This window comes from Acinetobacter sp. ANC 4973 (genome assembly GCF_002135275.1).
In the GTDB taxonomy this organism is placed as follows: domain Bacteria; phylum Pseudomonadota; class Gammaproteobacteria; order Pseudomonadales; family Moraxellaceae; genus Acinetobacter; species Acinetobacter kyonggiensis.
In genome coordinates this window covers 132379-152984 of sequence record NZ_NEGM01000007.1, presented here as the reverse complement: position 1 = coordinate 152984, position 20606 = coordinate 132379, and the positions used below count along the sequence as shown (strand labels likewise).

16 protein-coding genes are annotated in these 20606 nt (G+C 38.9%); 5 read left to right on the top strand and 11 right to left on the bottom strand.

What is annotated here, in order from left to right; translation table 11 throughout:
* Positions 1 to 33 precede the first annotated feature (33 nt).
* The 3 genes from B9T30_RS10895 to B9T30_RS10885 all read right to left on the bottom strand — a co-directional run bounded on the left by B9T30_RS10895 (position 34) and on the right by B9T30_RS10885 (position 4888).
* Positions 34 to 1059, bottom strand: a complete 1026-nt coding sequence (locus B9T30_RS10895) for a substrate-binding domain-containing protein (protein ID WP_086185000.1) — start codon at positions 1057 to 1059, stop codon at positions 34 to 36.
* A 923-nt stretch (positions 1060 to 1982) separates the two neighbouring features.
* The gene (locus tag B9T30_RS10890) at positions 1983 to 3515 is read right to left on the bottom strand and encodes a pyridoxal phosphate-dependent decarboxylase family protein (RefSeq protein WP_086184999.1); all 1533 of its coding nucleotides are present in this window, start codon (positions 3513 to 3515) and stop codon (positions 1983 to 1985) included.
* Complete coding sequence (locus B9T30_RS10885; RefSeq protein WP_086184998.1) at positions 3515 to 4888, bottom strand: diaminobutyrate--2-oxoglutarate transaminase; 1374 nt, start codon at positions 4886 to 4888, stop codon at positions 3515 to 3517. The genes B9T30_RS10890 and B9T30_RS10885 overlap by 1 nt, the downstream gene beginning before the upstream one ends.
* 470 nt (positions 4889 to 5358) lie before the next feature.
* On the opposite strand from B9T30_RS10885, the gene B9T30_RS10880 reads away from it, so the two are divergent.
* Together B9T30_RS10880 and B9T30_RS10875 are read left to right on the top strand one after the other, a co-directional pair.
* Positions 5359 to 6063, top strand: a complete 705-nt coding sequence (locus B9T30_RS10880) for an SIMPL domain-containing protein (protein WP_086184997.1) — start codon at positions 5359 to 5361, stop codon at positions 6061 to 6063.
* A 114-nt stretch (positions 6064 to 6177) separates the two neighbouring features.
* The gene (locus tag B9T30_RS10875) at positions 6178 to 6774 is read left to right on the top strand and encodes a phosphatase PAP2 family protein (protein ID WP_086184996.1); all 597 of its coding nucleotides are present in this window, start codon (positions 6178 to 6180) and stop codon (positions 6772 to 6774) included.
* Positions 6775 to 6830: 56 nt separating this feature from the next.
* Here the strand turns inward: B9T30_RS10875 and proB are convergent, their stop codons facing one another.
* The 3 genes from proB to B9T30_RS10860 form a co-directional block, all read right to left on the bottom strand.
* Positions 6831 to 7964, bottom strand: a complete 1134-nt coding sequence (proB, locus tag B9T30_RS10870) for a glutamate 5-kinase (RefSeq protein ID WP_086184995.1) — start codon at positions 7962 to 7964, stop codon at positions 6831 to 6833.
* Between the two features lie 29 nt (positions 7965 to 7993).
* Positions 7994 to 9211: an Obg family GTPase CgtA gene (cgtA, locus tag B9T30_RS10865; RefSeq protein ID WP_086184994.1), complete on the bottom strand. Its 1218-nt coding sequence runs from the start codon at positions 9209 to 9211 to the stop codon at positions 7994 to 7996.
* 534 nt (positions 9212 to 9745) lie between these two features.
* On the bottom strand, positions 9746 to 10126 hold the full coding sequence (locus tag B9T30_RS10860; RefSeq protein ID WP_086184993.1) for a winged helix-turn-helix transcriptional regulator: 381 nt from the start codon (positions 10124 to 10126) through the stop codon (positions 9746 to 9748).
* A 116-nt stretch (positions 10127 to 10242) separates the two neighbouring features.
* Here B9T30_RS10860 and B9T30_RS10855 point away from each other — a divergent pair, with 116 nt between their 5' ends.
* Positions 10243 to 11103 (top strand): SDR family oxidoreductase, encoded by an 861-nt coding sequence (locus B9T30_RS10855; RefSeq protein ID WP_086184992.1) that lies wholly within the window; start codon positions 10243 to 10245, stop codon positions 11101 to 11103.
* A 144-nt stretch (positions 11104 to 11247) separates the two neighbouring features.
* Here B9T30_RS10855 and B9T30_RS10850 read toward each other — a convergent pair whose 3' ends face one another.
* From B9T30_RS10850 to uvrB, 4 genes are all read right to left on the bottom strand, one after another.
* A complete protein-coding gene (locus B9T30_RS10850; RefSeq protein WP_086184991.1) occupies positions 11248 to 12705 on the bottom strand; it encodes a glyceraldehyde-3-phosphate dehydrogenase in 1458 nt (485 codons plus the stop codon).
* A 259-nt stretch (positions 12706 to 12964) separates the two neighbouring features.
* On the bottom strand, positions 12965 to 13894 hold the full coding sequence (rarD, locus tag B9T30_RS10845) for an EamA family transporter RarD (protein WP_086184990.1): 930 nt from the start codon (positions 13892 to 13894) through the stop codon (positions 12965 to 12967).
* Positions 13895 to 14507: 613 nt separating this feature from the next.
* Positions 14508 to 15113, bottom strand: coding sequence for a lipocalin family protein (locus B9T30_RS10840; protein ID WP_086184989.1), 606 nt, complete (start codon positions 15111 to 15113; stop codon positions 14508 to 14510).
* Positions 15114 to 15236: 123 nt separating this feature from the next.
* Positions 15237 to 17261, bottom strand: coding sequence for an excinuclease ABC subunit UvrB (uvrB, locus tag B9T30_RS10835; RefSeq protein ID WP_086184988.1), 2025 nt, complete (start codon positions 17259 to 17261; stop codon positions 15237 to 15239).
* Positions 17262 to 17580: 319 nt separating this feature from the next.
* Between uvrB and B9T30_RS10830 the strand changes: the two genes are divergently transcribed.
* Together B9T30_RS10830 and B9T30_RS10825 are read left to right on the top strand one after the other, a co-directional pair.
* On the top strand, positions 17581 to 18369 hold the full coding sequence (locus tag B9T30_RS10830) for a hypothetical protein (RefSeq protein WP_086184987.1): 789 nt from the start codon (positions 17581 to 17583) through the stop codon (positions 18367 to 18369).
* Between the two features lie 187 nt (positions 18370 to 18556).
* Positions 18557 to 20005, top strand: a complete 1449-nt coding sequence (locus B9T30_RS10825; RefSeq protein ID WP_086184986.1) for a sensor domain-containing diguanylate cyclase — start codon at positions 18557 to 18559, stop codon at positions 20003 to 20005.
* A 67-nt stretch (positions 20006 to 20072) separates the two neighbouring features.
* Here B9T30_RS10825 and B9T30_RS10820 read toward each other — a convergent pair whose 3' ends face one another.
* The gene (locus B9T30_RS10820; RefSeq protein ID WP_086165995.1) at positions 20073 to 20252 is read right to left on the bottom strand and encodes a hypothetical protein; all 180 of its coding nucleotides are present in this window, start codon (positions 20250 to 20252) and stop codon (positions 20073 to 20075) included.
* Between the last annotated feature and the right edge of the window lie 354 nt (positions 20253 to 20606).

Genomic DNA, 20606 nt, shown 5'->3' with positions numbered 1-20606 from the left:
AGAACTCTCCTAGCACCAGCTTATTCATCCTAATTACTTAACAGCTTTGCCTGCTTTAAAATCTGCAAGAACTTTTGCACGTTCTTTATCAGACATTGAAATAAGACCCGCTTTTTCTAATTTAGAACCTTTACCTGAAACTTTTTTGTTTAAGAAGTACTCAGAGTACTGCTGTAAACCTTTGATTGATTTAAGGTGTTCACCTTTCACATAAAAGAACAATGGACGTGATACAGGGTAAGAACCATTTAGAATTGTTTTTTCTGATGGTACAACATTGTTTACTGTCGCTACACGTAATTTGTCACGGTTTTGATCATAAAAACCTAAGCCAAATACACCAACTGCACTTGGAGAAGTCTTTAAACGTGCTAATGTTTCAGTATAGTCACCTGAAATCTCAATCACTTTGCCATCTTTACGGAAAGTAGAACATGCTTTCTTCTGTGCATCTTTGTCTAAATTCTTGAAATATGTATAAGATTCACAACCTGCTTCAACCATTTTTTCTTGGAACACTTCACGCGTACCATGGTTAGAAGCTGGAATAACCAATGTAATTGGTTCATTCGGAAGTGATTTGTCAATTTGATTCCAATGCGTGTATGGGTTTGCAACTAACTTACCATTTGATGGTAATTGTGCTGCAAGTGCTGCAAATACATGTTGTGGACGAAGTTTATAAGCGGCTTTTTTTGAGTTAGATGCAAACACAATACCGTCATAACCGACTTTTACTTCAATAATTTGGTTCACACCAGCTTTTTTACATGCCGCTAATTCAGTATCTTTAATTTTACGAGATGCATTAGCGATGTCGATCGTGTTATCACCTACGCCTTGACAGAATTGCTTTAAACCACCAGATGTACCACCAGAACCAACAACAGGTGTCTTAAATTGTGGGAAAGTATTACCAAACTCTTCTGCAACAATACTTGAGTATGGCAAAACAGTTGAAGAACCAGCGATTTGGATTGTGTCACGAGCTGCATTTGCTGTTGTTGCTACAACTGCTCCTGAAACTGCTAAAGCAAGTGCGAGGTGATTTAAGCGCATTCTTTTCTCTCTTCATTAGATGCAATTTTGAAGTACGCTACTTTTTTATAAAGTTTTGTACTTTTTCGATCTCTGCATTTTGAGTTTAAAATATGACAATGAAGTTACAGCTTTATGACACTTTAATGATCTGTATATTTTAAGTAAATTTATGCAGCTACTCAGCATATTCACGCACTTTATAAAAATACATAAAACTTTGTTTTGACTTAAAAATTTAGAGACAGATTCAAAGAGGATGTTTATGACAAAAGATCATTCTACAATGTTTTATACAGCTCATGATCAATGCAATATTAGCTATGATGACTTGGCGAACATGATTATTTGCACCTATTTACTGTAAACCACACCGAATATTTGACTATAAATTAATCTATAAAAGCATATTTTCTGACAGATCACCACCCGAATATGTATCGAAAATTACTTGGAAAAATTGGCTTCAGCCCAATCTGGGCAGCTTAATTTTAAAATTAAAAAAGTCACCAGCCTACCGTTTTTAAATACATATCTATAAATTCGCTCAACATTGGAAAATATGTATGCTGCAATATTTATAACCTCATTTTTGCTCATTATAAATTTTTAGCAGTGTGACTAACCTTGTTTTTAATCAAGTTAATACAGAATAAAAGTAATGACTTAAGCGCAAAAACCCATCCATTAAAGCAATTTAAAAAAGCAATATTATCATCCACTGATCATGTAAAATTGATTGATTTAACACTTTTAAATTAATGAATAATCATATGAATAAGGGTTTTTATATACAAATTTTATGATCAACAGCTTACTTTAGAGAATGCTATTGCAATGATCAAAGCGTAGAAAGAGATGTTTTTATGCTTTTCCCCCTAACTTATACAAAAAAGCCAGTTATAAAACTGGCTTTTCTTTTAACTTAAAATGCTTACATGCGCTTAGTCAATTGCTGTCACATAAGTACCAGCTTGAATTGGCCCTTTGATACGATCTGCTTCTACTAACACAAGGTTAAGCAAATTCTTCACGTTATCTAAAGTCGCTACTGGACTTAAAGTGGTCATTTTCAAGGATTGAACTTGACCGACTTTAGTGACACCAATATTCGCTTCTCCGCGCGCAAACAATTCATCTGCGACGTTTTGATTCAATGTATCAAGCAATTCTGTTGGATAACCCTCAGGAATCACACGGAACAATACAGAAGCAAATTGTGGATCAATCAACATCTCTAAACCATCCGTTGCATTGATATAATCAGCAACTTGACGCGTTAGAACCACACCATGGTCGATCATTGAACCATAAAGCTCTTCGCCCAATGATTCAACGGTCATCCACAATTTCAACGCATCGAAACGACGCGTCGTTTGTAGTGATTTCGACACTAAATTTGGCACACCGTGTTCTTCATCATAAGCCGAGTTTAAGTACTCAGCTTCATAATGCATGAAACGGTAGTTCGCTTCGTCTTTCAACAAGAACGCACCACAAGAAATGGTTTGGAAATAATGCTTATGGAAATCAAGAGTCACTGAATCAGACAATTCGATACCATCTAACATGTCACGGTAGTCATTCGAAAGAATGAGTGCACCGCCCCATGCCGCATCAATATGCATCCACGCGCCATATTTGTTGGTGATTTCACGTACTTTCTTCAATGGATCAATCGCGCCAGCATCGGTTGTACCTGCCGTCGCAACCACACATGCCACGATTTTACCCGCTGCTTGAAGATCAGCCATGGTTTTTTCCAAGGCATCCATATCCATCTGTGCATTTTCATTCACAGGGACAGTCACAACCGATTGGAAACCCATACCCATCATTGCCATGTTCTTTTGCACAGAGAAATGTGCATTTTCAGAACAAATAACTTTGACGTTACGCATTGCATCCGCAGGGATACCATCACGCTGAACAGACCACGGCTTGCCGTTTTCGTCTTTCCAGTTTTTCGCAATGCACCAGTCACGTGCCAGCAATACACCCATCAAATTAGACTGTGTACCGCCAGAAGTGAACACACCTGCTTGACCCGCACCATAACCAACCTTTTGACGAAGCCAATCAATCAATTGAACTTCCATCAATGAACCCGCTGGGCTTTGATCCCATGAATCCATCGATTGGTTGGTTGCATTGATGAGCACTTCCGCAATTTGGCTAGTAACCATCGTTGGGCAATGCAAATGTGCAAGTGAGTGCGGATGATGTACTTTCAAGCTTTTATTGAGGAAAAGCTCCACCATACGTTCAAGCGACTTGTGTACACCTAAACCTTCTTTTGAAGGGTTAAACGCAATTGCACTGCGTAGCTCTTTAATGCTACCGCCTGTGTACATTTTGTCATTGTGCAACCATGCTGCGACTGCTTTAGTCGCCTCACCCATTGCTGACTCGTAGTCAGCAATGGATTGAGCATCATTGCAGAGTAATGCTTTACGATGTTCTGCAAAATCAACCATTATGCGCCTCGTACAGCAACTAGTGCTTCAGCAATGGCTTTCTTAAAGCGAACCATAACTTCTACACATTCTTCATGCGTAATAATCAATGGGCAAAGTAAACGAATTACAGTACCGTTACGACCGCCTTTCTCTAACAACAATTTGTTATCGAAACAAGCGGTCTGGATAGCAGCTGCCAATTGAGAATCACCTGGTAATGAACCCATGTGATCTGCTGTTTGACGTTCGTCTACAATCTCAACACCCAACATCAAGCCACGGCCACGTACGTTACCGATACATGGGAATTCTACAGCTAATTTTTTAAATTCAGCTTGTAAAAAATCACCACGTTCTTGTGCATTTTGCGCAAGATTTTGCTCTTTAATGGTGTTGATTGTTGCAAGACCAGTACCCATCGCCAATTGGTTACCACGGAAAGTTCCTGTGTGACCCGCAGGTTGCCAAGCGTCAAATTTGCGCTTAATACCAAGAACTGCAAGCGGTAAGCTACCACCTACTGCTTTTGACATCACCACAACATCAGGTTCAATGCCTGCGTGTTCAAAAGCAAACATTTTACCTGAACGGGCAAAACCTGCTTGAACCTCATCAAGAATCAACACAATATTATGTTTTTCAGTGACTTCACGGATCTTTTTCAACCATTTGGTTGGTGCTGTAACTACACCACCTTCACCTTGAATAGCTTCAAGAATCACGGCTGCAGGTTTAGTTACACCACTTTCTACGTCTTCAATAAAGTTTTCAAAGAAGTAAGTTAAGGCATCTACACCTGCTTCACCGCCAAGACCCAGTGGGCAACGGTATTCATGCGGATATGGCATAAACTGTACGCCTGGCATTAAGCCATTTACCGAATTTTTCGCAGATAAGTTACCTGTCATGGCTAAAGCGCCATGCGTCATTCCGTGATAGCCGCCTGAGAAGCTAATCACGGAACTACGACCTGTATAGGTCTTCGCCAATTTAATTGCTGCTTCTGTACCATCTGCACCAGATGGGCCACAGAACTGTAAACAATACTCTTTTTTACCACCAGGTAATTGTTCAAGTAATGCTTCAGTGAATGCATCTTTTAAAGGCGTTGTTAAATCTAAAGTATGTAATGGGAGACCACTCGTTAAAGTATCTTGAATACTTTGAATAACCGCAGGATGGTTATGGCCTAAAGCCAAAGTCCCTGCCCCAGCCAAACAATCGAGGTACTCTGTACCTTCAACATCAGTAACCCAGCAGCCTAAAGCTTTTGCTATCGCTAACGGTAATTTACGTGGATAGCTACGAACATTGGATTCCATTTGGCTTTGGCGAGTCAAATAGTATTCGTTAGTAGAATTAGGGGCAGGATTTACAGAAGAAACGCTCATATCGAATTACCATCTCTGATATGGGTTGAAAGAAATAAGTCGGGTGACTTGTGGTCCTTTGACTCGGTGCTTTATAGAATCTAGTTAGACTTAAATTTGTTTGTCATAACTAGAGGGCGGATGATACCGAATTTTTCTGAAAAATAAACAACTTTCGGCACTTTATCCGTCCTATTTCATTAAAAAAAATCAAGCTAATCTATAAGTTGAATTCTCATCTTACATTGTGACAGGAGAAAGAAAACCTCATTTTTTTATGCTTTTATTGAAAATAAATTATAATGCAGTTAAATTTCATGTAAATTAACTCATAAGTATATAATTTTGTTTTAGTTATATTGAGCAATGCAATTTATTTAATTTTATCTGTTTTTACAAAGCCACCACAAAATCTGCTCAAATCCAACATAAACACACTTTAAGATCATCAATCTAGATTCCAACTCTACTTACAAAAAATAGGTCAAAAAATGCGTTACTTAACTCTCTCATCTTTAATTTTAGCATCTACTTTAACGACACCTGCTTTTGCTCAACAAAACGAACAACTCAATTATAATCTAGTCAACATACAAGCAGAAGCAGCTCGCAAAGTTTCTAATGATGAAATGCATGCTGTTTTATACATTGAAAAAAGCAATAAACAACCCGCTGAACTGGCTGTACAAATTACACAATTAATGAATCAAGCCATGGCTTCAGCCAAGAAATACCCGCAAGTGAAGGTTGAAACGGGTTCTCAAACCACCTATCCAATTTATGACAACGATAGCCGTAAACTCAAAGAATGGCGTGGTCGTGCCGAAATTCAAATTGAAAGTACTGACTTTAAAGCTGCTAGCCAATTGGTCAGTGAACTGCAACAAAATTTTCAAACACAATCCATTAATTTCAGTGTTTCTGATACCCAACGCAAAAAAGTTGAAAATGAGTTAATGGTAGAAGCTTCTAAAAACTTCCAACAACGTGCCCTAACCTTAAGTCAAGCGTGGAATAAATCAGGATATAACCTCGTTAATCTAAATTTAAATACCAATAATACTTACCCACAACCCATCATGATGCGTGCGAGTATGGCAAAATTTTCAGGCGCTGAAGCAGCAGATGCTCAAGATGTTGCTGCGGGTGAATCTAAAATAACTGTAAATGCAAACGGTACAATTCAGTTTAAATAAGCATTTAGACCAGTTCTCCCAAAAAGACTACAAATCTGTGGTCTTTTTTTATGTCCTAATTAAGTGATTCTGCTAAATTAACCCGTTATTTTTCTCTTTGCATCAATTTTCATTATGTCTCTCACCGAATTAAATCTTAGCCTTTTTGAATGGATTAATGCATCGAATCATGCCAGCGATTGGATGATTAATTTTGCAATTTTCATCGCCAATGATTTGTTCTATATCATGATCATGTTTTTTGCATTTTTCTGGCTAAGAGGGAATTTTCAAGTTAAAAAACAAATCATTAAAGCCTTCATTTTTACTTGTGTGGCACTATCGATCAGCCAAATCATTTCTCATAGTTTTTATCATCCACGTCCTTTTATGATGGATGTTGGGCGTACCCTTATTTACCATTCGCCCAATGGCTCTTTCCCGAGTGACCATATGCTGATTTTCAGTAGTATTGCCTTTTCATATTTTTTCTCTGCAAAACGCTCCATTGGTGTAATCCTGATTGTAATAGCATGGCTGGTTGCATGGTCTCGGGTTTATTTGGGCGTGCACTTCCCTTTAGATATGCTTGGAGCTTTTTTCCTAGCCTTTATATTAAATTATTTCGGTTTAGCCTTATGGAATCGATACAAAATGATAATTATGCCATTTGTATTAAAAATACATCATTCGCTGTTTAAACCGCTGATTGAAAAAGGTTATGTCAAATAATTTTCAACTCACATAAAAAATCCCGCTCGAAAGCGGGATTTTTAATAACGAAATTTTTAGTAAATGGCCATATGGTTACGATGAATCATTTCTAAAGAACGCGCTTCACCTAAAACTTGATAAACTTTATCTGAGGATAAACCCTTCACAATTTCAGCAGAACGAGAACTAAAGTTGACTCGACCCACTGCGACACGACCACCTTGACTATCAACGCACTCAACCACATCACCACGATCAAAATGTCCTTCCACCGCTTTTACCCCGACTGGTAATAAGCTACGGTGATTATCTTTAATCGCTTTTACCGCACCATCGTCCAAGACCAAACGACCAGCTGTTTGTAAATGCGCTGCTAACCACTGTTGATGTGCAGTCATACGATCATTGTCGGTAATAAATAATGTTCCGAGCAACTCGCCAGACATTAAGCGAGCAAGTACTTGAGCACTTTCACCACTCGCAATCAGCGTTGGACAACCTGATTTGGCTGCTAAACGTGCGGCACGAACTTTGGTCAACATACCACCACGACCAAATTTACCACCACCGCCAGCCATATCAAATAGGCTTTCATCCAATGCGCGAACCGTATGGAACAGCTTCGCATTTGGATTAGAACGCGGGTCGGAGTCAAACATGCCTTGCTGATCGGTTAAGATAATAAGCAAATCGGCGTGCACTTGACCTGCAACCATCGCAGCCAAAGTATCATTATCACCAAAGCGAATTTCATCCGTCGACACCGTATCATTTTCATTAATGACAGGAATCACACGCCAATCAATTAAATGCTGTAAAGCATCGCAAGAGTTTAAATAACGACGACGGTCTGCTAAGTCATCATGGGTCAATAAAACTTGTGCCGTTTGAATAGCATGGTTTTCCAATACGCTCGACCATGTTTGAATTAAGCCCATTTGCCCAATAGCAGCACATGCCTGAAGACTCGGTAAATCAGTGGGTCGGTTGGTCAATTTCATTCGAACCATACCTTCAGCCACAGCACCTGAAGACACGAGAATAATCTCATGTCCTGCATTGTGTAGATCTGCAATTTGTTTCGCCCAATGCGAAATTGCTGCAATATCTAAACCTTGCCCATTTGCTGTAAGTAAAGATGATCCGATTTTAACAACGATTCGTTTGCAATCCTTGAGCTGACGTTGCCCATCCACCACTTCTATCATCTTGTCCTCAGTTACTCGTATTTCAGAGCTTAACGTACGTAAAACACTTCCATATCGCTATCATCGCCATCTTCATCATCTTCATCGTCGTCTCCCAACAGACCTTCAAGACGTTGTTGACGACGCATTTCACGATAGGCTTCTTTCGCTGCAATGGTTTGTTCACGTGTTTCAGCTTCAAGCTGATCACGGAATGCTTTCATTGCCGCAGCGTATTCAGGATCTTCAACTTCGCGTTCGCGTTGTTGCTCAATTTCATCCATTAAGTAATACACAACGTCTTTCGTACCTTCCGACATCAAGCCAGAAGTTTGGAATACAGGACCTTCCCATTGAATTTCATCAAGAATGTGCTGACACCATTCTTCACGCGTTGCTTCTTCAAGTTGATCGACTTTATTCAACACCAATACCACTGGCAATTTCGCTAAAGTTGGAGAGAATTTTTTCAATTCTTCCACAATTGCTTTCGCGTTATATGCTGGGTCTGAGCCATCAATTGGTTGAACATCAATAATGTGCAACAAGATACGCGTACGTGCCAAATGTTTAAGGAAACGAATACCAAGACCCGCACCTTCAGAAGCACCTTCGATCAGACCTGGAATATCGGCCATTACAAATGAACGATGGCTATCGGCATCCACCACACCTAAGTTAGGCACCATTGTAGTAAACGGATAATCTGCAACTTTTGGTTTCGCAGCCGATACAGCACGAATAAAGGTCGATTTACCTGCATTTGGCATACCCAGTAAGCCAACATCCGCAAGAACTTTAAGCTCTAAACGAATTTCACGGAACTCACCTTTAATACCATGAGTACATTTACGCGGTGAACGGTTCGTCGATGATTTAAAGTGAGTATTCCCCAAACCACCTTGACCACCCGCGGCAACCATGACGCGTTGGCCATCAGCGACTAAATCGCCAATGATATCGCCAGACTCTACATCGACGATGGTTGTTCCTACTGGAACTTTTAATATGGTGTCTTCACCGCCACGGCCTGCACAGTTCGCACCACGACCATTTTTAGCACGTTCCGCACGGAATCTACGTGTATAACGATAATCTACGAGTGTACTGGTGTCATTGTCTGCTTCAACATAAATGCAGCCACCACGCCCACCATCACCACCATCTGGACCACCAAATGGTACGAATTTTTCACGGCGAAAACTGGCTACGCCATTGCCACCGTCGCCAGCCTCTACGGTAATGACTGCTTCATCAACAAAGCGCATACTGCCAATCCTCTAAATACTTTAAAACCGCATATTCTGCCATATTTTAAAGAATTTCTCGAATAGTATTATTCAGCATTACATGATTTTTAGTCATGCCTAGACCATCCTTCTACAGCTCAGCCTATATTTCGGACTTCACTTGAAAAAATCGCGACCAATTTAAAGCACACTAGCAGCGTATTGCTATACACACTGCCCCAACATAGATCACGCCAATTTTGATTTTTCTATTGAGCTGCACTTCAATTACACCTTCACTTTAAGATGAGGTAAAAATTAAAAATCAGGTTAAAGATAAGCCTTTTGGAGAAACAATAAGTTTATCCATCTTTACGCTATAGACCCGAAACACCCTGATAGATTTTCGCTGTGCGATAAATCCGACTTAACCTTTTTTCCAAATCTGCTCGTAAAAATAAAGTCTTTTTTTATTCTTCTTGTCATGCGTATTTTAACTTTTATAGGATTCAAGAAGATCTTTAGAGCTTATACATCTTCGCAAAACTCAGGCATGATCATCTCAAGCAATATTTACAATGATGGCGTAGCATACTGTTTGTTTTCCATAATTTCAGGCAAATTATGTTCAATCCAGCCAATCAAATGATTCAGCTTTTCCGCGGCTTGTGAGCCTAAAAGAGTCAGCTGATATTCAACTTTTGGAGGCACAACAGGATAAACAGTACGAATGAGAAAGCCATCTTTCTCTAAAACCTTCAAAGTTTGAGCCAACATTTTTTCACTGACCCCGTCTATACGCTGTCTTAACTCACTAAAACGATGGATACCATCGCTTAAACAGCGCAAAACCAACACAGACCATTTGGTGGTTAAGTGTTCTAATATTTCACGTGAAGGACACTCACTGGATAAAACTTGTCCAAGTAAATTACTCGTTGCATAGTTACTCATCATTTCTCTCCAAACCGAAATAAACTTACTTTTAGGTACGTACTTACATTAGGTAAGCTAGTATATTAAGATAAAAACATCAAGTATGCAAAACAAACAAATTAAAGGTGAGTCAAATGAAAATCGCAATCACAGGTGCAACTGGTCAGCTCGGTCAATTGGTTATTCATGCACTATTAAAAAATACCGCTGCAAGCAATATTGTGGCATTGGTTCGAAATGAATCCAAGGCTGCCGATTTAAAAGCACAAGGAATTGAACTGCGTCTCTTTGATTATGACACACCTGCAACTTTAGCTTCGGCATTATCTGGCATTGATAAACTGTTGCTTATTTCAGCCAATGAAGTGGGTCGTCGTACACCGCAGCATAAAGCGGTCATTGATGCGGCTCAACAGGCAGGCGTTCCTTATATTGCCTATACCAGTTTGCTGAATGCCGATCATTCTCCGCTCGGTTTAGCACAAGAACACCGTGAAACTGAAAGCCTCATTAAAGCCAGCGGCTTGCAGTACACGTTCTTACGTAACAATTGGTATAGTGAAAACTATTTAGCGGGTGTCAATCATACCGTGGAAATCGGTACGCTATATGGTGCAGCAGGCGAAGGAAAAATTAGTTCAGCAGCACGTGCAGACTATGCTGAAGCCGCAGCAAAAGTGCTCACTACATCTGGACATGAAAATAAAACCTATAAACTTGCAGGTTCAACCAGCTTCACATTGGCAAATTTAGCAGGTGATATTGCTGATGTTTCAGGAAAAGAAATCACTTATCAAAACCTCAGTGCTGAAGATTACACTCAAGCTTTAACACAAGCTGGCTTACCTGCTGGCTTGGTCGATGTGATTGTCGATGCAGATATACAAACTGAAAAAGGCGCTATGTTTAGTAACAGTAAAGACTTAGAACAACTGATTGGGCATCCAACTACACCGATTAAAGCACAAGTTGCTGCAATTTTAACGGCATCGTAATTGTTCCATTCATAAGTCCCTTGTTCTTTTTCAAGAGGGAAACTTTTTGAAAGCTGACTTGCTACAAAAAAGACAAAGCCCTCCTTAAAGATCAGATATAAAAAAAGAGCCTCATATGAGGCTCTTTTTTTACTGCTTTACAAATTATGCATTTTTTTCAGCAGGAATTTTGCGGTAGCTTACGCCACACATTTGTTCAGCAATACGTAATACTTGGCAGCTATAACCGACTTCATTGTCGTACCAAACATAAGCCGTTAAGCGCGTACCTGAAGTGATGGTTGCTTGCGCATCAAATACACCCGCAGTACGTGAACCAATAAAGTCAGAAGATACAACTTCAGTCGAATTTGTATAACCAATTTGACCTTGAAGGCTTGAATTGATTGAAATTTGACGAATGTATTCATTCACTTCTTCACGATCAACTTCTTTCTCAAGGGTTAAGTTAAGAATAGCCAATGATACGTTTGGTGTAGGAACACGTACAGAGTTACCTGTTAACTTACCTTTAAGTGCAGGAAGTGCTTTTGCAACCGCTTTAGCAGCACCAGTTTCAGTAATAACCATGTTCAAAGTCGCAGCACGACCACGGCGATCTGCACTGTGATAGTTGTCGATTAAGTTCTGGTCATTAGTGAAAGAGTGAACAGTTTCAACGTGACCATTGATCACTTTGTATTTGTCATCTAACACTTTTAATACTGGTGTAATTGCATTTGTAGTGCAGCTTGCAGCAGAGATGATTTTGTCTTCATCTAAAATATCAGTATGGTTTACGCCATAAACGACATTTTTCATTTCGCCTTTACTTGGCGCAGTCAATACCACACGAGCAACGCCTGGGCATTTCAAGTGTTGAGCAAGACCTTCCGCATCACGCCATTTACCAGTATTATCAATGACTAAAGCATTGTTAATACCATAAGCAGTGTAATCCACTTCAGCTGGGCTAGATGCATAAATAACTTTGATAAAGTTACCATTGGCAATGATCGCTTCATTGGCTTCATCTACAGAAATTGTGCCTGCAAATGGACCATGAATTGAATCACGACGCAATAAAGACGCACGTTTTTCTAAATCACCATCAGATGATTTACGAACCACAATGGCTTTAAGATTTAAACCACGACCAAGACCAGATTGACCAATGATTAAACGTGCAAGGATACGACCGATACGACCAAAACCATAAAGAACAACGTCTTTAGGTTCAACAGTTTCAGCATTGCCTTTTAACGATTCTACTGCTTGCGCAACAAAAGCGTCGATATCGCCGCCTTTTTCATTAAATTCAACGGCTAGTTTACCTAAATCGATTTCAGCAGAACCGATATTTTCAACTTTAGCCAATGCTTCTAAGATTGGAAAAGTATGAACAACTGAAAGCTCAACGTCCATAACACGTGTACGGCGATGCGCTTTTAAAATTTGGATTACTGAACGGTTAACTAAAGAACGACCGAATACAGAAGTCACGATATTTTTTTCACGATATAACTGACCAATTAAGGCAATCATATGTTCCGCGATTTCTTCACGGTTTTTCCAGCGACCTTGGTGCTCTGCATGTAGGGCGATGATAGTGTCTTTGCTCACAGATACGTCCTCTAATTAATTGTATATCTAGGCATAAATTTCAAAACCCGACAATTGTAAAGGAATTATCGAGAAGTTTGAATCAAAAGCTGATCCAGACTTGGCTATTTTCCTACATATTCATTATAAATTGAAAAAATAGTTGTAATTATTTTCATGATTCTCATATCAAAAGCACTTAAAAGTTTTATTTCTGATGAAAAGGCTCAATTAAGCTCAGATGTTGTTTTATCAAACAACACCCAAAAGATAAAAACGATTACTTTAAGCGCTCTTGGTAATTTTCAAGATTTTTAGACAAGGCTTTTTGTTTTTGCTGCTGTTTAACTAGGTGAATCGAACCTTCAACAATAAGCAGTAACACCGCAAACCAAATTGGAATATAAGTAAACCATTCAGCTGCTTTAATTCTTTCACCTAGAATAATGGAAGAAAAAGCAAGCAATATAGGCTCTAAATAGCTTAATAATCCAAAGATGACAAAAGGTAAATAACGACTCGCCAGCATATAACTCCCCAGTCCAAATGCACTTAAAAAACCCAAGCCCAAGATCGCCAGAATTAAGTGGGGAAACTGTGCAATCAAGTTAAATGAGTCGCTGTAAAGCGTTGCTAGGTAAATCGCAACAGGTAGAATTAAAAATAAATCCCACCAGAAACCACCTAAATGATCCGTTTTAAAAGCACGTCTTAAGAAGAAGTAAACAGGATAAGCCACCGCAACATAAGCAGTTTCCCATGCAATACTGCCGATACGCCATAATTCATGTCCAACCCCCATGCAGGCAAATAGCACTGCGGCAAGTTGCCATTTGGACAACTTTTCTTTGTAAATCACACAACCTATCAGCACCATCACCAAGGGCAGTAAAAAGTAGCCTAATGAGACTTCTAAACCGCGTCCATTCATTGGCCCCCATAAAAACAGCCAAAGCTGTGAGGTACACATTACTGAACTGATGATCAACCAAATAAACAAAGCAGGTTGCTTAAAAATACGTTTAAAAATTTCGGCGATATATTTTAAATCACCCGTCCACCACATAAATAAAGTCAGGAATGGCAGTGTTGCTAACATACGCCAAGCAAAAGTTTGTTCACTATCGAGTGGTTTTAAAAATTGGGTATAAAAATACAGAACACCAAAAGTGATAGATGCCAATACAGACAATGCTACGCCTTTATACATCTTTCACCTCTAAATTTATGTCATGTATATTATAAACATTTCACTCTGATAAAACTTGATCATTCACCTTTCAATTTGACTATTCAATAAAAAACCATGCGGAAAAATTAATGGCAGTCAATTAAGAAATTGACTGGTTTTTTATTTTTTAAATTCATAATGTTATTTGATACGCGGAAACGTCATCCGCAACTGTTCGAGGCATGAGGTGTATACACCGCAAGATTGAAAAAGTAAAGTTTCTGCGATTTATTAATTAGTAAAAGGTATTTGGCGAGTTTTGCGGATGAGGCGCACTGCGCCGCAAGATGCCTTTCTTGCGAACTCAAAATATATTTTGAGGCTTCTCATTTGGGCTTATCCAAAGTAATAAATGAGCTCCAAATACTTGATTTCAAAAATATAAGACTCCGTTGTGAAGAACTAAAAAGCTAAGGAGTTTATTACAAAACTCTTTAGCTGGCTGGCAACAATGCCGAAACATGGTTTTTTATAAGATCACTGACAGCACTTAATAAACCTGTACATGGTTTATTTTTTAAAATAAGCGTGGTTTTATTTAGGCTTTACAAAGTACATCTAATGCCGCATAAACCACTCATGCAAAAACCGATTAATTTAATATTTTAAGATTATTGTGCGTTTGCTTGGTATGAATAAGATCGGTCAAGTTATAGCCGACTGATTTTGCATATTCTAAATATTCATTGACCACCGCTTGATCTGGCTGTGCTGAACGTGACAATACCCACATATATTTACGCCGTGGTTCACCAACCAATACGGTTTGATAATCATCATCTATTTTTAAAATCCAATAATCACCGCGCGCTACAGATAACCAGCGAATTGCCTCAGGTAAAAAACTAACTTTTAACTTGGTATTAAAAGGTGCATTTTGCACGAAGGCTTCGCCAATCGACTGCTGTAACTGCCCATCTTTACTCAAACAACGGTTGCTTACGATGACATTACCATTTTCATTTAAAGTATAGGTCGCTGTAACATCACGATTGCACTTATTTTCAAAGTACATCGGCTTACGCGCAATTTCATACCAAACCCCCAGATATCGGTCTAACTGAACTTTGTCTACAGTTTGCAATGGTTTGGTCTGTGCATATGCCAGTGTTGCAGCACCCAGACCAATCAACACAACCCCACCCACTGCAATTTTAGCAAGTGTAAAACCTGCCTTTGGAAGATTTTTAGCAACCATAAAAAATACCTGATTAAGAAAATCATATTATTTAATGATGAATATCCATTAAAATAACGAGTATTTTTCAGCCGTACTGTAGCGTTATGTAATGATTCTTGAAGATAAAATCATGATTTCAATCTAGGTCAACATTTGGGCTTTCAAACGCACAATTTCATCACGCAAACGTGCTGCCTGCTCAAACTGTAATTCTTTCGATGCTTTTAACATCTCTTTTTCCAGTTTAGACATGTGTTTTGCCAGCAATTTAGGATCGGCCAAAATATGCCGTTCATCGGCACTTAAAGCACGGGCTTGATCAGAAACTTTGCCATCAATTTGATCATCCGTCAGTACCTCACCGGTATCAATGTCTTTTTTATTTTGACGCTTGGTACTGCGTGGGGTAATACCATGAATTCGATTAAATTCCATTTGTTTAGCACGACGACGATCTGTTTCATCAATCGCTTTTTGCATGGAGTCAGTTATTCGGTCACCATACAGAATCGCCTTTCCTTTCACATTACGTGCAGCACGACCAATGGTTTGAATGAGTGAACGCTCTGAACGCAAAAAGCCTTCTTTATCTGCATCTAGAATAGCCACCAAAGAGACTTCTGGCATATCTAGACCTTCTCGCAATAAGTTAATCCCCACCAAAACATCATGCACACCAGAGCGTAATTCATGAATAATCTTCACACGCTCAACCGTATCAATATCTGAATGCAAATACGCGACTTTCACCCCATATTCTTTTAAATAAGAGGTTAAATCTTCCGCCATACGTTTGGTCAAGGTCGTGACTAAAACACGTTCATCTAAATCTTTACGCAGATTGATTTCTGAAAGCACATCATCGACTTGCGTCAGTACTGGACGAACTTCAATTTCTGGATCAATCAAACCTGTAGGACGAACCACTTGCTCTGCAATTTGCTCTGATTTTTCCAACTCATATTTTGCAGGTGTTGCGCTGACATAAATGGTCGTTGGAATAATGCGCTCCCATTCTTCAAACTGCATGGGACGGTTATCCAAGGCACTGGGCAGACGAAAACCATAATTGACCAAATTTTCTTTACGCGAACGGTCACCTTTATACATGGCACCAATTTGCGGAACAGTCACATGTGATTCATCAATAATCAATAAAGCATCATCAGGAAGATAATCAAATAAGGTAGGCGGTGCTTCACCCGATGGACGACCTGATAAATGACGGGAATAGTTTTCAATCCCATTGGTATAGCCTAACTGCTGCATCATTTCTAAATCGTAACGGGTACGTTGTTCGATACGTTGTGCTTCAAGCAATTTGTCGTGTTGTTTAAAGAATGCCAAACGCTCTTTCAGTTCATCACGAATGGTGCCAATCGCACGGTGTAAATTATCTTTCGGTGTGACATAGTGACTTTTTGGATAAATTGTCACCCGTGGCGCTTTACGCACCAGTTTTCCAGTCAACGGATCAAACCAACGGATCGACTCCACTTCGTCATCAAACAGTTCAATACGAATGGCATTTTGATCTGATTCGGCAGGAAAAATATCAATAATTTCGCCACGAATACGATACGTACCGCGCAAGAATTCCAGTTCATTGCGGGTATATTGCATCTCGACCAAACGACGAATAATGTCGTCACGGCTAATACGATCGCCCTGTACAATATGCAGCAACATGCTCATATAAGCATTGGGATCACCCAAACCATAAATAGCAGAAACGGATGCCACAATAATGGCATCACGACGTTCTAATAAAGTACGCGTTGCTGAAAGACGCATTTGATCGATGTGATCATTAATGGCAGAATCTTTTTCGATAAACGTATCGGACGATGGAACATAAGCTTCAGGCTGATAGTAGTCATAGTAACTGACGAAATATTCAACCGCATTATTGGGAAAAAAGGACTTAAATTCGCCATAAAGCTGTGCAGCCAAGGTTTTATTATGCGCCATCACAATCGTTGGACGTTGTAATTGGGAAATCACGTTGGCCATGGTATAGGTTTTCCCCGACCCCGTGACTCCTAATAACAACTGATCGTGATAGCCTTTTTCAATGCCACTGACTAATTTTTCAATGGCTTGTGGCTGATCCCCAGCGGGTTGATAGCTGGTCACTAATTCAAAAGGTTGCTGACTATCCTGCATAGTATCCATCTTCAACGACATAACGTTGATAGTATGAGGGCTAAAAATCTACATGCAATATCAGTCGCCTTATATTTCTGTATTTAGCCCATTCAACAAAACCATGAGAACGAAATCAGGTTGATATTGCATTTAACCATTTGTATGCAACCCAGATGAATTCAATTGAAATATTAGCTCTATTTTTAGTGCAAAATCAGATGTATATCGCCCTAAATACGCCATCCTTTATGCTAATTTTAAAAATGCTGATCTTTCGCTTGACCATCTGTCATTTCAATTGCAACATGAAGAAAGACCATCACGATTGCATCCGCCTATGTCATATCTCTATCACGATGAAAATATTATAAAAAGCTTACCTGAGGACACTGTGTTTGTTTTCGGCAGCAATATGGCAGGCAACCATGCAGATGGTGCAGCACATACGGCTCTAGCGCACTTTGGTGCCATGCAAGGTGTGGGTCGAGGTTGGTCAGGTCAAAGCTATGCTATTCCGACCATGAATGAACATTTACAACAAATGCCCTTGTCGCAAATTCAGCATTATATTGATGATTTTAAGATTTACACCAAAAATCATCCCAAAATGACCTATTTCATTACCTCGATTGGTTGTGGCATTGCGGGTTATAAAACTGAAGAAATTGCGCCAATGTTTAAAGGCATTTCACATAATGTCATTTTCCCAAGTTCCTTCCGTCCTTTTGTAGAAAGAGCACTGCCAAAACTGACACGCCATTTTTTAAGAACGGTATTTAATGATGCAATTATTTTTTCAACTGCTGATGAAGATGTGATCAATCAACTCGATTTATCCGAAAGTGAAAAAAGTGCGGCAAGAATTATTTTACATACTCAAATGTACCCAACGGACAGTAATGGACGTGATCGCATTTTTGAAATTTCAGATATTTTGCACACCTTAAACGGTCAAATTTTCGAGTGGCAAAGTAAATCTGAAGGTGCGATGTTATTTGGTGGGGTTATTTTAGCTTTATTGGAACTTTACAACATCAACGAAAAAGATTTTATTGATGTTTGGCAAGGTGAACGAGAAATCCCTGCACCCAAAGCTGAAAATAAAGCGCGGAAGCAAAGTCGCTAAATAGCAGCTACACAACATCAATCAATATGAGCCAATGTCTACATTGGCTCATATTGATATTTAAGATTCAATGACCAATACCTCAATTGTTAAAAATTACATTTTAATTATCACATTCTTTTAAAAAAATATTTTTTTCGTTTTATACTCAACGCCTAAATTGATCTAAAAATGATGAGCTCCTTCAATGGAAATATTGGATTCGCCTTTTTTTGAACTATCGCCAATTGCAATGTGGCTTGAAGACTATAGCGACATAAAAAAACAATTTGATATTTGGCGTGAACAGGGTGTCCAAGATCTTTTCAGTTTTTTACAAGAAGATGAATCTCGTATTCTTGACTGTGCAAGGAAAATTAAATTATTAAAAGTAAATTCCAAAACACTTGAACTCTATCAAGCCAAAGACTTTGAACATTTATCCCAAAATCTTAGTTTGGTGTTTAAAGGTGACATGACCAAAAGCCATATCAAAGAACTGATGGCTTTGTGGAATGGTGAAACGCATTTTTCCAACTCTGCGGTGAACTATACCCTAACGGGTGAACGTCTTGATATTCAGCTCAAAGGGATCGTACTCCCAGGGCATGAACATGATTTATCGCTGTTATTGATTACCACTGAAGATATCACACCCTACACTGAAGCCTGTCGTCTTGAAGAAAAAAGCCGCCATTTGGCAGAAGCACGCTTTATGTATTCACCGACCTCTCTCTGGGTGGAGGATTTTAGTCGTATCAAAACAAAATTAGATAACGTCCGTGCTTTAGGGATTGAAGACTTTAAGACTTTTTTGGATGTGCATAATGATTTTATCAATGAGTGTATTAAAGATATTGTAATTATTGATGTCAATCAGGCAACACTCGATTTATTTGGTGCTCCGAATAAAGATGTTTTATATAAAAATATACACAAAGTTTTTGCTCAAGAAATGGTTAAAACCTTTCGAGAACAATTAATTGAGCTTTGGAATGGCAATATTCATCATCATCGTGAAGCCATTAATTATGCACTCGATGGCAGTATCCGCCATGTATTGCTGCAATTTACCGTATTTCCAGATTATCTTAATGACTGGGGAATGGTTCAAGTTGCACTTACCGATATTACCGCTCGAAAAAAGGCTGAGAACTATCTTGAATATTTAGGCAAGCACGATGTACTGACCAAACTCTATAACCGTGCTTTTTATACAACGGAAATAAATCGTTTAGAACGCAATATGCTACGCCCTGTGTCCTGCATTTTTATGGATATGAATGGACTAAAGGAACTCAATGATACTTTAGGACATGATGTTGGTGATAGTTTATTACAACGTATGGGCAATATCTTAACCCAATTGGTTCAGCAAACGCTTTATTCTGCATGTCGCATTGGTGGAGATGAGTTTGTGGTTCTTTTGCCTGGTGCCGATGAAGCTGCGCTCCAAAATTGTTTGCAAAGTTTGCAAGAACTGTTATTTGTCGATAATCAATTTTATTCTCTTCAGCCTCTTAACCTATCCACTGGTTATGCAACCAACAAAGATGGGGAACGCATGGAAGACATGCTCAAACGTGCTGATATGGCAATGTATCAAGAAAAAAGAGCGTATTATCTTAACAACAACCGCAGAACAAACACGCCATAATATTTTAAAACTCAAGAAACACTCAAAGAAAAAGCCATGGTCACACCATGGCTTTTTCTTTGAAAGCTTAACGCTTTCCCATCGAACGGCGTGTACCGCGAGGTGGCATCCATGTACGATCCGCATAACGTTTTGGACGGGGACGCACTTCATCTAACACTTCATCAAGATTTTGCTCATTTTCTTTTTTAACAGGAAAAGGCAAATTGACTAATGGTTTTTTCTTGGGAGTATTTTGGGTGCTCATGTGATTCACTCAATAATTTATGAGCCGTATTGTACGGAAAAATGCCCTCAAGTGCGAGATCGGATTGTCAAATTGTTTAGACCTCGTTTTACGCTAAAGTCCAACATGGCTGTATTATTGGTTTAATCAGATTTTCTGACCTTGTGATAACAACCTATATCAGTCCTCAAAATACGTTAAAAATATATAAATAAAACAATCATTATTTCAATATTAAACGTATAGCAATTTAACCAAAAATTAAAAATATGCAGTTACATAAAATTATTATTTTCTATGCTATTGAAACAAATAATCTATTTTTTTACATGAACACAACTATATTTATATTCTTCAATAACTGTTCACTTTTTT